Genomic DNA, 12,536 nt, shown 5'->3' on the forward strand with positions numbered 1-12,536 from the left:
ATAGGAAGTGACACTATGGCAATCGATAAAAAACAGGTTGAGGAGATCGTCCGGGCAGTCGGTGGCAAAGAGAATATTGAAGCTGCAACACACTGTGTTACACGACTCCGGTTTGCCTTGTACGATGAGAGTAAAGTGGATACTGAAAGTCTGGATCAGAATGATCTGGTCAAAGGACAGTTCTCTTCCCAAGGACAATTCCAGGTCGTTATTGGGCCTGGTCTGGTGGATAAAGTCTATGATGAGATGATTCAGATTACCGGGGGAGATCGTTCTTCCAAAGATGATGTGAAGGCGGTTGCTGGTAAAAAGCAAAATCCAATTCAGCGAGCGATCAAAACACTCTCGGATATTTTCATTCCGATCTTGCCTGCAATCATTACGGCAGGTCTTTTGCTCGGAATTAACAATATTCTGACAGGTCCAGGCATTTTCTTTGATGGAAAATCACTGGTAGATGTCTATCCAGCCTGGAAGGATCTTGCGTCCATTATTAATACGATCGCAAGTACAGCCTTCACGTTCCTGCCGGCTCTAATTGGTTGGGCAGCTGTAAAAAGGTTCGGCGGCAGTCCGCTGCTCGGGATCGTGCTGGGTCTCATTCTGGTACATCCCGATCTGCTGAGTGCATATGGTTACGCTGATGCTGTGAATAATGGCACGGTGCCAACATGGAATCTGTTCGGTTGGGAGATTGAGAAGATCGGTTATCAAGGGCAGGTTCTGCCAGTACTGGTATCGGCCTATCTGCTTGCGAAGATGGAAATTTTCCTGAATAAAAGGGTACATGATTCGATCAAACTGCTGGTCGTTGCACCAGTTACCTTGCTGATTACCGGATTCCTGGCATTTACGATTATTGGACCGGTTACATTTGCTATTGCAAATGCAATTACATCCGGCTTGATCTATGTATACGATTCATACGCGGCGCTGGGTGGTTTGATCTACGGTGGTCTGTACGCTTTGCTCGTTATCACCGGTATGCATCACACGTTCCTCGCGGTGGATGTTCAGCTCATTGGTAGTCAGGGCGGTACGTTCCTGTGGCCGATGCTTGCATTGTCCAATATCGCACAGGGTTCGGCTGCACTTGCGATGATGCTTGTCCTGCGTGAGAAGAAAATGAGAGGACTTGCGGCAACGTCCTCGGTATCGGCCTTCCTCGGGGTAACTGAGCCGGCGATCTTCGGAGTGAATATCCGTTACCGTTATCCGTTTATCTTTGGTATGGTCGGTTCCGCAATTGGTGGTGTGCTGCTGACGATGAATAATGTTCAGGCAACCTCCATCGGTGTAGGTGGCGTACCGGGATTCCTGTCGATTTTCCCTAACAAATGGGGCGTCTTCTTCATCGGCATGGCGATTGTCCTTGTTGTACCATTTGTACTGACCGTCCTTTTTGGCAGAGCCAAACTGAGAAAAGAAGATCGTAGTGCAAGCAATGAAACCATTAATGAGCCTAAAGCGGCTACATCGCAGTCTGCTTCGGGCGTTACCTCTTCAACTGCAAAAACAGATCCAAACCAGCGCACACGTAGTGCAGCTCAAGTAGGGGACGAAGCAGTGAATACACTTGAAATCATGGCGCCATTAACAGGTCAGGCTGTGTCACTGGAGCAAGTACCTGATCCGGCTTTTGCCGAGAAACAGATGGGTGAAGGTGTAGCGATTGAACCTTCCGGCAACCTGGTTGTTGCCCCGTTTGATGCTCAGGTAGCTCATGTGATCAAAAGTAAACATGCGGTGATTCTTGAACACGCAAGTGGATTACAAGTTCTGATCCATGTCGGTATTAATACAGTATCCCTCAAAGGTGAAGGCTTCAACATGCATGTGGAAGCTGGCGAGCATGTAAAGGCTGGACAAAAACTGTTGGAGTTTGATCGTAAGGTAATTGAAGATGCGGGATACCCGCTGATTACACCGATTATCATTCCAGATGGTCAGGATATGGTTGAAAGGGTGGAAGTCACGACAGGTGATGTTACATCTAATCAAAATGGTGTGTTGAAGGTTCATCTGAAAGGTTAATTGAATACAACAACAAGAAGGGGCTGCGTGATGTGCAGCTCCTTTTTGTTGTATGATCGTTATTTTCATGACGATCATGGTAAACTGTATATAAAATGGAAGAATCACATTTTTAAAATAATGGTGGTTGGAAAGGTTCTTCTGACAAAGCAAGCTTCAGGCATGTTCGAGTCGTGGCGTTCATATGGTGGAGAAAGAGATCCTAGTCAATCGATGAGGAGGAGAGCCATGACACGTATTGCGGTGATGGTCATTCATGGGCTGGGTATGCGGAAGAATGGGTACGCGGACAGGCTGATTGCTTGTTTGCATAAGGAATTGGACAAGGTGATGGTCTTGCCTGGAGCCTCCAAACAGATGCTGGATATCGAACCTGTATATTGGGCGGATGTATTTGAGGAGCGGGAAGAGGCGCTCTTTCAACAGCTCGTCAGCTCTCCGGGATTGAACTTTCAGGCGTTGCGCCGATTTGTCATCCATTACCTGGCTGATGCGGTTGCTTATCAACCGGTGGAAAATCAAGGCCATAACTATGATGCCGTACATCGAACGTTGAATCAGGCGATGCATACCCTTGCACAGCGTAATGGACCGGAAGCTCCACTCTGTGTGGTTGCTCATAGTTTGGGTGCCGTAATCGCCAGTAACTTCTTCTACGATCTGCAATATCCGTCCAGTCGTGTTCCTGAAGTTGTGGATGTGAACTCGGCTTTGGAGCGGGGTGACACCCTGACCAATTTTTACTCGTTTGGTACAACCCTGCCCTTATGGAGTTTGCGTTATCATGACTTTAGTTGCCCAATTCAGGTGCCCTCTTCCCATGTGAATCAGTATTATGCCGGGCTGGAAGGGGAGTGGGTGAACTTCTACGATCGGGATGATATTCTGGGTTATCCTTTACGCCCCATTGATCCTGCTTATGAGAAAGCGGTCAAAGAAGACATTGAAGTGAACTCTGGCGGCGTGGCTATGAGTTGGAATCCGCTAAGTCATGGGGGGTATTTTTCCAATCGAAGCATGAATCGGAGAATTGCTCAGGGGCTTGCTCGAACCTGGACCTGGATAAATCGATCATAATATCAGAGGTAGTTCAAAAAGTCCGCTTTTGATTACGAAGGATGCCTAATGGCATCATCAGCATCGAATATGGAATTCAGCCGAAATGTCCGTTGTTCACGTAGCTCTATCTACGCTCCGCTACTCCATTTCTAGCTTCATCCCATCTTCTTGGTACTGAAAACCGGTCTTTTTGAACACATATTGTAAGTTTTATAATTAGGAGGGACTATGTATGGAATGCAGGACAGGCTGTGCCGCATGTTGTATCGCGATTTCCATATCATCACCGATACCGGGCATGGCCCATGGCAAGCCGGCAGGTGTACGTTGTGTGCAGCTTACGGATGATAATCGCTGCGGAATTTTTGGCCAAAAAGATCGTCCTGCGGTATGCAGCGGATTGCAAGCTGAGGAAGAGATGTGTGGTAGCACCGATCAGGAAGCATTTGATATTCTAACCTGGCTGGAACAAGAAACTGCGCCAAAGGTAATCACACCGAAAGTAGTTTGAGTGACTTGTTTTAATTAAATAGGATAATTATACTTAATATGGAAGAAGGTTGATCAGAGAGAGGAGACGCGAATACCATGGGGCTTGTTAAACGTTTTGTATTGGTAGTTGTGAATATGATCGGAGAGTTATGGATGGGATTTTACCGACGTAACTCGGATTATTATGACCATCAGACTTCGGAGTCCAAAAGTAAGATTGGCTATTATGCATTTATTATTGGGGCAACAGTGGTTACGGTGGGCATTGTAGGCTGGATGTACAACCGAATTTATTCATAAGTAGTCATTATGCTTAAAATTGAATGAGGCCAAATGTTGAAGATGAGTGTGTACAAATAAAAGAGAGTATCCGCAGGATGTGACATCAAATGGATACTCTCTTTGGCATGGGATCAGGTAGGAATATGATCATTGAGGATAGGGCTTAGCTTTCTTTTCTTTCAACATATGTACAAGAATCATCTTCAGTACGGAAGAGACGATGAAGAAAATAAATAGAATCCGAAACAATTGATACCCGGATACAACCGAAAGATCGGCATTCACTTCATGTGCCATGATACTCATCTGATCCATCCCGCCAGGGGCCATACTGAGTAGTGAGGTTGCCGCGGAGAGGGAGAACACATTCATTAACAGATAACTCAATCCAAGCGCACCAACAATGAGCAGTACACTACTCATCACCGCTAGCGTGACTGTCTGTGTCTTGCGTTGCAACTGTTCCGGCTTGAGCATCAGTCCAACGTGACTGCCAATCATCAATTGCGATACGTTTAAGAGGGAGGTTGGCAGACTGGGTGTGTGCAGCGCTGTGCTTAATTGAACGACACACATAACAATCATGGGACCCAACATAAAGGCCGTCGGAAATCGGAGTTTGCGTGCAACCCATGCACCCGCTACACAGAGCGGAGCATAGAGAAGAATCTCAGGAAAAAGGGTACCCCATGTTGCTACGTCAATGAAAGGCTGATCTGTTCCACCACCTACAGTACCTCCAATCCAAGGACTAAATAGCAGGAACGGAACACAGAAGACAATCATGATCAGCCGAGTCACCTGCAAAAAAGTAACCAGCGTCAGATTGATGGATTTCATCTCTTCTGCAAGGGACACCATCTGGGATAGTCCTCCTGGAATACTGCCAACCAGCAGGGAGGGGAAATCAAAGTCGGTTACCTTTGAAGCGATGTAAGCCGTAATCACACACAACCCGATTAAGAGCAAGGTCATCAGCAACATCATGGGAAGTTGTTGCAGGATGCCTTGCAGTGCCTCTTTTGTTAAGGTGAGTCCAATCGAATAACCAACAATCAAAATGCCATAGTCCCGAATGGAGGAAGGCCACAAGAGCGGCCATTTGGCGACTTGGGAGCCAAGCAGCATGAATACCATTGGCCCGAGCAACCACGGGATCGGTGTATGAATGAGTGTGAACAGCAATCCGCCAAGAACAGAGACACCCAGACTAAGAAAAAACCGAAAGACAACGTGGGAACCAAGCTTGCGCATCAGTTCCATCCGTTTAGCCTACCGGTTGAATGAGGTGGTATGAGATTCAGGTATACATTCAGGTGTAATGAAAGATTCATGTTCATGTGTGATCACTCCTGATGATGAGATACGTTGCGTTATCTGCGGAACAACCAGGCTACTTCTGTTCAACTCATTAAGATCCTGCGAGAGCCGTAGCGGAAGGTTTGGGTTCTCTGAACATTACAAAGTACATCAGTGATGAAATAACGTATAGACAGCCTGTGATGCTGAATGTGATTGCATAACCCCAATACGTTCCGTACGTGGTGACCAGATAGGATTGGACAGGTCCCATGGTAGCCCAACCGATCATGAACGAGGTCTGCATCAGTGAATTGGCAATGCCGCGGCGTTTGTCCGAGATCCGATCCACCAGTATGGCTGAATGAATGGGATTGGCTGCGTTCATCAATGCTTGTCTGAACAAGAAACTGAGCGAAGCGATGAACAACAGATTGGTGAAGCCTGTTAATAGAAGGAAGGGCAACGACATGACCTGGAAAATGACAACGGCTCTTACGCTTCCGACCTTTGCCGCGAGGGTAGGACCAATCAGCATGGATACAATCGTCATAATCTGACCAAGTGCAATCAACAGGCTCATGCCGCTCAGAGAAACCGAGAAGCGATTGGTGAAGTACAGATTCAGATACGGTACAACTAGTCCTGAGCCTAATCCGATTAATAACTGGGTCACTACAAACTGACCAATCAGTCGGGAATCTTTTTTCTTCGTGATCAAATCGTCCGTGCTGAGGGTATTCGTTGAATTTTCTATTAGATCTGCATTGGGCTGAAGAACGGGTTGAGCCGGAATTGGTGTCTGCGGAGCAATCTTGTCTTCGGTTACAAATAATAGTGGTATAAACGCAGCAAGGGTTGCTGCACCGCCGACAAATAAAACCGTCTGTAATCCAGTCACTTTGGCGAGTCCTGCCGTATGTAGCAAATCTGCGAATACGCCGCCACCCAGGCTACCAAGAACCTGGGAAGCAAGCACAAGGGAAGAATAATAACTGAACATCTTCAGCCGCTGGCTTTTCTTGACGTTTTCCGCCAGATAAGGAATGGCCAGTACCTGGAATACACCAGCGAAAAGGCCAGAGAATACCGCAAACCAGATCAGTCCGGTAGCCGAATAATCGAAGGAGCGTCCAATCAGAAATATACCGCTGAATAACGCCCCCGTAATGAGTAGCCGCTTGCGACTGAACAAATCACCGCATAGACCGATAGGAACAAACATAATGGCTGTTGCCAGTGATTGAATACTTACAATCTGGCCGTTCATTGTATCATTATAGCCCAGACCCTGAATGTACAGATTGTACAAGACAGAGAACATGCCATTTCCGATCTGATACAATATGCTAGCCAGGAAAAACAGTTGAATATTGCGGGACCAGCCGCGAATTTCATCATGAATATGTCGTAAAACTCTCAAGTGGTTCCCTCCAGTCTGCCTGTGCAGTGATTCCAGTTTAACAGGAAAGGAGAATTTGCGGAAGAATTGACCACTGTTTATTTTGGTATAGGGGTATCAATCACACGAGCGATGACGAATCCATCGTAACCTTTGCTACCGACGGTTTGCAGTGCTGTAGCTTCAAGGCGGGGGTTATCGGCAATTAATTGCAGGAAGGATCGAACGCCTTGAACTCTGGGGTCCGTGCTGTCTGCGCGGATCACTTCACCGTCCCTAACGATATTATCACCAATAATAAGACTTCCCGGCCGAGTCAGTCGCAGGGCCCATCTCAGATAATCGGGATTACTCGGTTTGTCTGCATCGATGAAGATCATATCAAACGGTTCCCTGTATTCTTCCTGAACATCGGGAAGGGTGGTCAGAGCAGGACCAACTCTCAGGTCAACCTTGTGCATCAGTCCTGCTCGTGTGAGATTGGCTCGGGCCAAGTCTGAATGGTGTGATTCCGATTCCAGTGAGACGATGCATCCGTGTTCAGGCAGCGCTCTTGCCATCCAGATGGTACTGTATCCACCCAATGTGCCGATTTCAAGTACACGGGATGCGCCTTGGATTTGCAGCAGGAGCTGAAGTAACTTTCCTTGATTTGGTGTTACGTCATGAGCAGGGAGTCCAGCTTCGGCATTGCTTTGCAGTGTATGTTCCAGCAGGGTATCTGATGGAATCAGCAGATCATTCATGTAATCGTCGACTTGAGTCCAGGTATGCTGTAGGTCGGTCGTATTAATATTTTTCATCTTCATATGTTCCTTTCTTTGTTTCATGTATTGGATTTCATATTTCAACTATAGATGGAGTGGATATATAAATAAAATATATATTATGTATGTTAATATATATTTAGATTATGTAATTGACATGGAAGAGGTGTAAACATGAATCTGCATGGATTACGATTATTTCATGCCATTGTGAGATATGGCGGAGTCACTCGTGCCGCAGAGGAACTGAATATTAGTCAGCCTGCGGTATCTTCTCAGGTGAAGAAGTTTGAACGTGAATTGGGAATCCAGCTTTTTGTTTCGGAGGGAAGAAGACTGGTGCTTACGGATGCGGGGTTACAGTTAACAGGATATGCGGAACGTCTGTTCATGCTGGAGCAGGATGTCGAGAATTTTGTGCAGGATTTTCGGGAGGGCAAGAAAGGACTAATCCGTCTTACGGCAACCTACTTGCCTTCGAATTTTCTGTTGCCTGGCTGGATTGCGCGGTTTAAGCAAATGCACGAGGATGTGGAGATTGTTGTGAGCACAACCAACACCCGGATGGCTTTTGACCAGTTGCTTCGTTATGAGGCAGAGATTGCAGTGTATGGTGGAAGTGGCATTACACATGCAGGTGTGCAATGGGATGAATTGTTTGACGATGAGATGTGGTTTGTTGTGCACCCTGACCATCCGTATGCGGGAAAAGAAATCGAGCTGCATGAGATGATGGCAGAGCCGTTCATCATGCGCGAAGAAGGCAGTGCCACGCGTGAGAGACTCGTTTCCCTTTGCACAACAAATAACCTGGCCGCTCCCCGCATTGCGCTTCAGTTCAACGGACTGAACGAAACGATTAGTGCGGTGAAGGCAGGTTATGGGGCCAACTTTATATCTTCTTTGGTTGTGAACGAAGATGTGCAGCAAGGCAGGCTGGCACGTGTGTTTGTTCGAGGTGTACAGCTGAGAAATACGGTTGCCGTATGTACACGAGCCGGGGAGGTATTATCGCCTGCTGCACAGCATCTGGTCAAGCTTATCCGCCAAGAAGCTGCTTTGATGAAATAAATAGCGTGACTGTACTTAAAATAACTTAAAATACGTGTTCAAAAAGACCAGTTTTCAGTACCCTAAAGCGGATTTTTGAACATCCTCTTGAAAATGAATAGGTTCTTTTTAACTATTAACTTTCGCTTTGTTGTGAAGTTCCCCATGCATGTAATCGGGCGTATAGGGTTACGCCGCCAATGATCAGGACAGGAATCCAGACTGCAATCATGGGCACACGGTGGAATAACAATGCGGCTGCAATGACGCCGACCAAATAGATGACAACAGCACCTGCACGAAGGTAGGAGTCTGTGGACAAGGCTTTGGCTAACGATCGGATATTGGCATGTCGCAGCTCTTTGAGGATGCTTACGGTATCTTCAACCACAGCGGCCAAATTATTGGTGAGTACGGTTGTTGAGATGCCAGCAATTCCAATGCGGCGTGCCGCAGTTGTCTGCATCCCCATTGCAACGGCTAGGATGACAATTAACAGATAAGACAGTTGTTCTGAAAATGGACTAATCATAGCGATCGCGAACAGCAGGAGCAATATGCTTTCAACAGTAAATACAGCTGTGACCTTGGAAGACCAGCCATTTTTGGTCTGCACATGTCCGACCATATGTGCTGCAATGGCATTGCCAGCAATAAAACCAATGAGAGCAAGCAATGACCGCAGCACAACAAATTCCTGAGCACGGGCAATGGCAATACCGAGCAGTACAATATTTCCCGTCATATTGGCTGTGAGCACATGCCCCAGTCCCAGATATCCGATCAGATCTACCATTCCGGCAGACATGCAGAGAAGCAGCATGGCGTATTTTTGGAGGGTACTTTGATTCATCCTATCCGTCCTTTCAAAAAAACCTAGCCCCTCTAGTATACAGCCATAACCCATGCTTCTTCAAAATGAATTCATAGCGCAAGACTTAAGGTGCAGCGAGCCAATCAAACATATTGTTCACTGCTGACTCATGTATTTTCTCGTGAAAATGATGATCCTGCCCGCCATAAGCGTGAAATGTGACGTCTGCACCTCGGCGCTTAAGCCAGTGATACATTCGGGTTCCGTGACTGTAATTCACCTGTGTATCTGATGTACCATGCATGATTAACACGGGACAAGATAGTTTGTTTGCTTTTGACAAGGGAGAACGGGCGAGATAAGCTTCCGGAACTGCGCGTGGGGAGCCACCCAGCACACGTTTCAATGTGCGCCTCAGGTCGGTTCGCTCATGGTAAGTGCGTTCCACATCGGTGACACCGCTCCAAAGAACTAACTTATGTACTTTGTCCGGTCCCTCATTATAGGTAGTTGCGGTATGTACAGCATTAATGGCTCCACGGGAGAACCCCATTAACGATATCCGAGTCGGGTCGACAAAAGGTAAACGCTGGATCAACCGATAAGCGGCATGCACATCTTCGGCATCTCTTCCGCCATACTCGTCACGACCCTCACCGCCTTCGTTGCCACGATAGGATGGGGCGAACACGATATAACCTTTATGTACAAATTGCTCAAGCCAAACAGTATTTACCCCGCCATAGCTGCCAAGTCCGCCGCGACAATAGATCAGCACAGGCCACTGTTCCTGTGTGTGAGCGATATCATGCATTTTTGCAGCAGGGTAATGGCTGGCGAGTGGTTGCAAATGTAGAGTTGTATGTATGGAAGCGAATTCCGGAAAGGCAGAGGAGACAGAGCCGGGATGAGAAGTTTCATATGTCGTGATATCAGGTAATGAACAACCTTGTGGCAGGTATAAATAAGCTTTAACTCGAAGCGTATCGGACGAATACGTCACTTGATAGAGCAGTAAAATCCACCTCTTTTATTAATAATTGCGGGCCAAATAACAGGCATGCTTCTATAGGATGCGCGTAAAACAAGTTCCCATACCTTCCAGGCTAAATCGCCAGCCCAAATGTAAGAAATTCGTTTATTGGCTCCATATGATTTATAATGGTTCAGGAGGCATATGCATTGACCACTGTCCTCATTTTTATAAAACTAATTTTAGTGTGCAGAAAGAAAGGGAGAAAGCTATGATGAACGCTCCACATCCAATTGATCAATTCAAGAAATTCAAATATGAAATTACCAGATTTATGATGATCTATAAATTTGCTCTGGATCAAATGGAGACCAAGATTGAAGTCCTGAAGGAAGAATTCCAGTCTTTGCATGATTACAGTCCAATTGAGCATACAAAGTCCAGACTGAAATCTCCTGAGAGCATTATGAACAAGATGTTCCGCAAAAATCATGAGTTAACATTTGAGAGCATCAAGCAAAATATCAAGGATATCGCCGGGGTACGGATTACATGTTCCTTTATCTCGGATATCTATCGCATTAAGGATATGCTGTGCAACCAGAGTGATCTGCGTGTACTGGAGGTCAAAGACTACATCGAGAATCCAAAGCCAAACGGCTACCAAAGCCTTCACCTTCTGGTGGAAGTGCCTGTGTACATGTCCAATGGTGAAGAACGAGCATGTGTGGAGATCCAGATCCGTACAATCGCGATGGATTTCTGGGCGAGTCTGGAGCATAAGATTTTTTATAAATACAATAAGGATGTTCCCGAGCATTTGACGAGAGAGTTAAAGAGTGCGGCAGATTCGGCAAATGCACTGGATCAACAGATGGAACGACTTCACCGTGAAATTCAGGAGATCAAGGACGCCGAGAACGAGCGGGATGAAGAAGAACTGCGCCGTATTATTATTAACAATCAACAGTTCACACTGCCGTCCAACCTGCTCAAGCTGCTGGGTAGCGGGGAGTAGTATTTGATGAAAAGTACAACAGCTTCATTGAAAACAAACTCCACATCTCGTGTACGGATGGCTTTAATTCTGGGGACACTGTCGGCCTTTGGGCCGTTGTCCCTGGATATGTATTTACCCGCATTGCCCACGCTGGCTGATGAGTTTGGTTCATCTACATCGTATGCCCAACTCAGTCTGACGGCGTGTATGATTGGACTTGCGGTTGGACAGTTGCTTGCCGGACCTCTAAGTGATGTACGTGGTCGGCGAACACCGCTCATTGCAGGGCTTGTGCTCTATACTATCGCCTCCATACTTTGCCTGGTCAGCCCTACGATGGGCTCTTTTGTTGTGCTGCGATTCATTCAGGGTGTAGCTGGAGCGGCAGGGATTGTCATCTCGCGCGCGATCGTCAGAGACGTATATTCGGGCCCGGAACTGACACGGTTCTTCTCTCTGTTAATGCTGATTAACGGCGTAGCCCCGATTGCTGCACCAATCATTGGTGGACAATTGTTGACGTATACGTCGTGGCGCGGCGTATTTATTTTGCTCAGCCTCATCGGAATACTGACGCTGTTGGCTGTCATTTTCGGTCTTGGAGAGACATTACCTTCCAATCGCAGATCAAGCGGGGGATTGAAGCAGACATTAATTACGTTTCGCCAAATCGCAGGGGATCCTCAGTTTATGGGTTATGCGTTGACCCAGGGTTTTGTAGCTGCTGGCATGTTTGCGTACATATCCGGTTCACCGTTTGTGCTTCAGAAATTATACGGGGTATCTCCGCAAATGTTCAGTGTTTGCTTTGCCATAAACGGACTTGGCATTATTCTGGCCAGTCAGGTTGCTGGAAGACTTGCAGGTAAGGTATCTGAAACCCGGCTGTTAATCGCGGGGCTGCTAACCGCGGCGCTCGGAGGAACTTCACTGCTCATCGCCATTCTGGCTGGAGGTAATCTAATCTCTGTACTGATTCCGTTATTTCTGGTGGTATCCAGTGTTGGGTTGGTCAATACCGCGTCCTTTGCCTTGGCGATGGCCAATCAGGAGAAGTCGGCAGGCAGTGCGTCTGCGCTTATTGGTGTGATGACGTTCCTGTTCGGTGGTATTGTCGCTCCCCTCGTAGGTCTCGGGGGAGAAGGCACAGCTGTGCCAATGGGAATCGTTATCGCGTGTGCTGATCTCGGTGCCTTGGTGATTTACTTCCTAATGGTCAGTAGAGGCAGGAAGCGCCAGAACGAACAAGTGTTGAGTTAAATGTACTGATTCTGCACACCTTGCATTTGTGGAGTCTTAATAATGTAAAAGTACATCTGGATAAAAGAACGAACAAGAGCCTCACTTGGAAGGAATTATGCTTC

At 46.9% G+C, this 12,536-nt stretch carries 12 protein-coding genes; 7 read left to right on the forward strand and 5 right to left on the reverse strand.

Annotated features, from left to right (window positions below; genetic code table 11):
- Positions 1 to 15 precede the first annotated feature (15 nt).
- The 4 genes from treP to NZ043_RS22005 all read left to right on the forward strand — a co-directional run bounded on the left by treP (position 16) and on the right by NZ043_RS22005 (position 3,885).
- Complete coding sequence (gene treP, locus NZ043_RS21990; RefSeq protein WP_339309227.1) at positions 16 to 2,034, forward strand: PTS system trehalose-specific EIIBC component; 2,019 nt, start codon at positions 16 to 18, stop codon at positions 2,032 to 2,034.
- Between the two features lie 228 nt (positions 2,035 to 2,262).
- Positions 2,263 to 3,111, forward strand: a complete 849-nt coding sequence (locus NZ043_RS21995; protein WP_339309228.1) for a chemotaxis protein — start codon at positions 2,263 to 2,265, stop codon at positions 3,109 to 3,111.
- 214 nt (positions 3,112 to 3,325) lie between these two features.
- Entirely contained in the window at positions 3,326 to 3,604 is a 279-nt protein-coding gene (locus tag NZ043_RS22000; RefSeq protein WP_133384486.1) for a YkgJ family cysteine cluster protein, read from the forward strand.
- A 77-nt stretch (positions 3,605 to 3,681) separates the two neighbouring features.
- Positions 3,682 to 3,885 carry a hypothetical protein gene (locus tag NZ043_RS22005; RefSeq protein ID WP_017688872.1) on the forward strand — a complete coding sequence of 68 codons (204 nt, stop codon included), beginning with the start codon at positions 3,682 to 3,684 and terminating at the stop codon, positions 3,883 to 3,885.
- Positions 3,886 to 4,014: 129 nt separating this feature from the next.
- Here the strand turns inward: NZ043_RS22005 and NZ043_RS22010 are convergent, their stop codons facing one another.
- From NZ043_RS22010 to NZ043_RS22020, 3 genes are all read right to left on the reverse strand, one after another.
- Positions 4,015 to 5,130 carry an AbrB family transcriptional regulator gene (locus tag NZ043_RS22010; RefSeq protein ID WP_339309229.1) on the reverse strand — a complete coding sequence of 372 codons (1,116 nt, stop codon included), beginning with the start codon at positions 5,128 to 5,130 and terminating at the stop codon, positions 4,015 to 4,017.
- 148 nt (positions 5,131 to 5,278) lie between these two features.
- Positions 5,279 to 6,589, reverse strand: a complete 1,311-nt coding sequence (locus NZ043_RS22015) for an MFS transporter (protein ID WP_339309230.1) — start codon at positions 6,587 to 6,589, stop codon at positions 5,279 to 5,281.
- A gap of 77 nt (positions 6,590 to 6,666) precedes the next feature.
- Positions 6,667 to 7,377, reverse strand: a complete 711-nt coding sequence (locus tag NZ043_RS22020) for an O-methyltransferase (protein ID WP_339312825.1) — start codon at positions 7,375 to 7,377, stop codon at positions 6,667 to 6,669.
- 132 nt (positions 7,378 to 7,509) lie between these two features.
- Here NZ043_RS22020 and NZ043_RS22025 point away from each other — a divergent pair, with 132 nt between their 5' ends.
- Positions 7,510 to 8,406, forward strand: coding sequence for a LysR family transcriptional regulator (locus NZ043_RS22025; RefSeq protein WP_091031383.1), 897 nt, complete (start codon positions 7,510 to 7,512; stop codon positions 8,404 to 8,406).
- 115 nt (positions 8,407 to 8,521) lie between these two features.
- On the opposite strand, the gene NZ043_RS22030 is transcribed toward NZ043_RS22025, so the two are convergent.
- Both NZ043_RS22030 and NZ043_RS22035 read right to left on the reverse strand, forming a co-directional pair.
- Entirely contained in the window at positions 8,522 to 9,238 is a 717-nt protein-coding gene (locus NZ043_RS22030) for a YoaK family protein (RefSeq protein ID WP_339309231.1), read from the reverse strand.
- Between the two features lie 85 nt (positions 9,239 to 9,323).
- Positions 9,324 to 10,013: an alpha/beta fold hydrolase gene (locus NZ043_RS22035; protein WP_339312827.1), complete on the reverse strand. Its 690-nt coding sequence runs from the start codon at positions 10,011 to 10,013 to the stop codon at positions 9,324 to 9,326.
- Positions 10,014 to 10,446: 433 nt separating this feature from the next.
- On the opposite strand from NZ043_RS22035, the gene NZ043_RS22040 reads away from it, so the two are divergent.
- Entirely contained in the window at positions 10,447 to 11,190 is a 744-nt protein-coding gene (locus tag NZ043_RS22040; RefSeq protein WP_062834047.1) for a GTP pyrophosphokinase family protein, read from the forward strand.
- A 6-nt stretch (positions 11,191 to 11,196) separates the two neighbouring features.
- Positions 11,197 to 12,432 (forward strand): multidrug effflux MFS transporter, encoded by a 1,236-nt coding sequence (locus NZ043_RS22045; RefSeq protein WP_339309232.1) that lies wholly within the window; start codon positions 11,197 to 11,199, stop codon positions 12,430 to 12,432.
- The last annotated feature ends 104 nt before the right edge of the window (positions 12,433 to 12,536 follow it).

The sequence above is a fragment of the Paenibacillus sp. FSL k6-2145 genome (assembly GCF_037976585.1).
Taxonomy (GTDB): domain Bacteria; phylum Bacillota; class Bacilli; order Paenibacillales; family Paenibacillaceae; genus Paenibacillus.

Coding starts and splice junctions, on each gene's coding strand:
- treP (WP_339309227.1), top strand. CDS start 16: ATGGCAATCGATAAAAAACAGGTTGAGGAGATCGTCCGGGCAGTCGGT.
- NZ043_RS21995 (WP_339309228.1), top strand. CDS start 2,263: ATGACACGTATTGCGGTGATGGTCATTCATGGGCTGGGTATGCGGAAG.
- NZ043_RS22000 (WP_133384486.1), top strand. CDS start 3,326: ATGGAATGCAGGACAGGCTGTGCCGCATGTTGTATCGCGATTTCCATA.
- NZ043_RS22005 (WP_017688872.1), top strand. CDS start 3,682: ATGGGGCTTGTTAAACGTTTTGTATTGGTAGTTGTGAATATGATCGGA.
- NZ043_RS22010 (WP_339309229.1), bottom strand. CDS start 5,130: ATGGAACTGATGCGCAAGCTTGGTTCCCACGTTGTCTTTCGGTTTTTT.
- NZ043_RS22020 (WP_339312825.1), bottom strand. CDS start 7,377: ATGAAGATGAAAAATATTAATACGACCGACCTACAGCATACCTGGACT.
- NZ043_RS22025 (WP_091031383.1), top strand. CDS start 7,510: ATGAATCTGCATGGATTACGATTATTTCATGCCATTGTGAGATATGGC.
- NZ043_RS22030 (WP_339309231.1), bottom strand. CDS start 9,238: ATGAATCAAAGTACCCTCCAAAAATACGCCATGCTGCTTCTCTGCATG.
- NZ043_RS22035 (WP_339312827.1), bottom strand. CDS start 10,013: ATGCATGATATCGCTCACACACAGGAACAGTGGCCTGTGCTGATCTAT.
- NZ043_RS22040 (WP_062834047.1), top strand. CDS start 10,447: ATGAACGCTCCACATCCAATTGATCAATTCAAGAAATTCAAATATGAA.
- NZ043_RS22045 (WP_339309232.1), top strand. CDS start 11,197: ATGAAAAGTACAACAGCTTCATTGAAAACAAACTCCACATCTCGTGTA.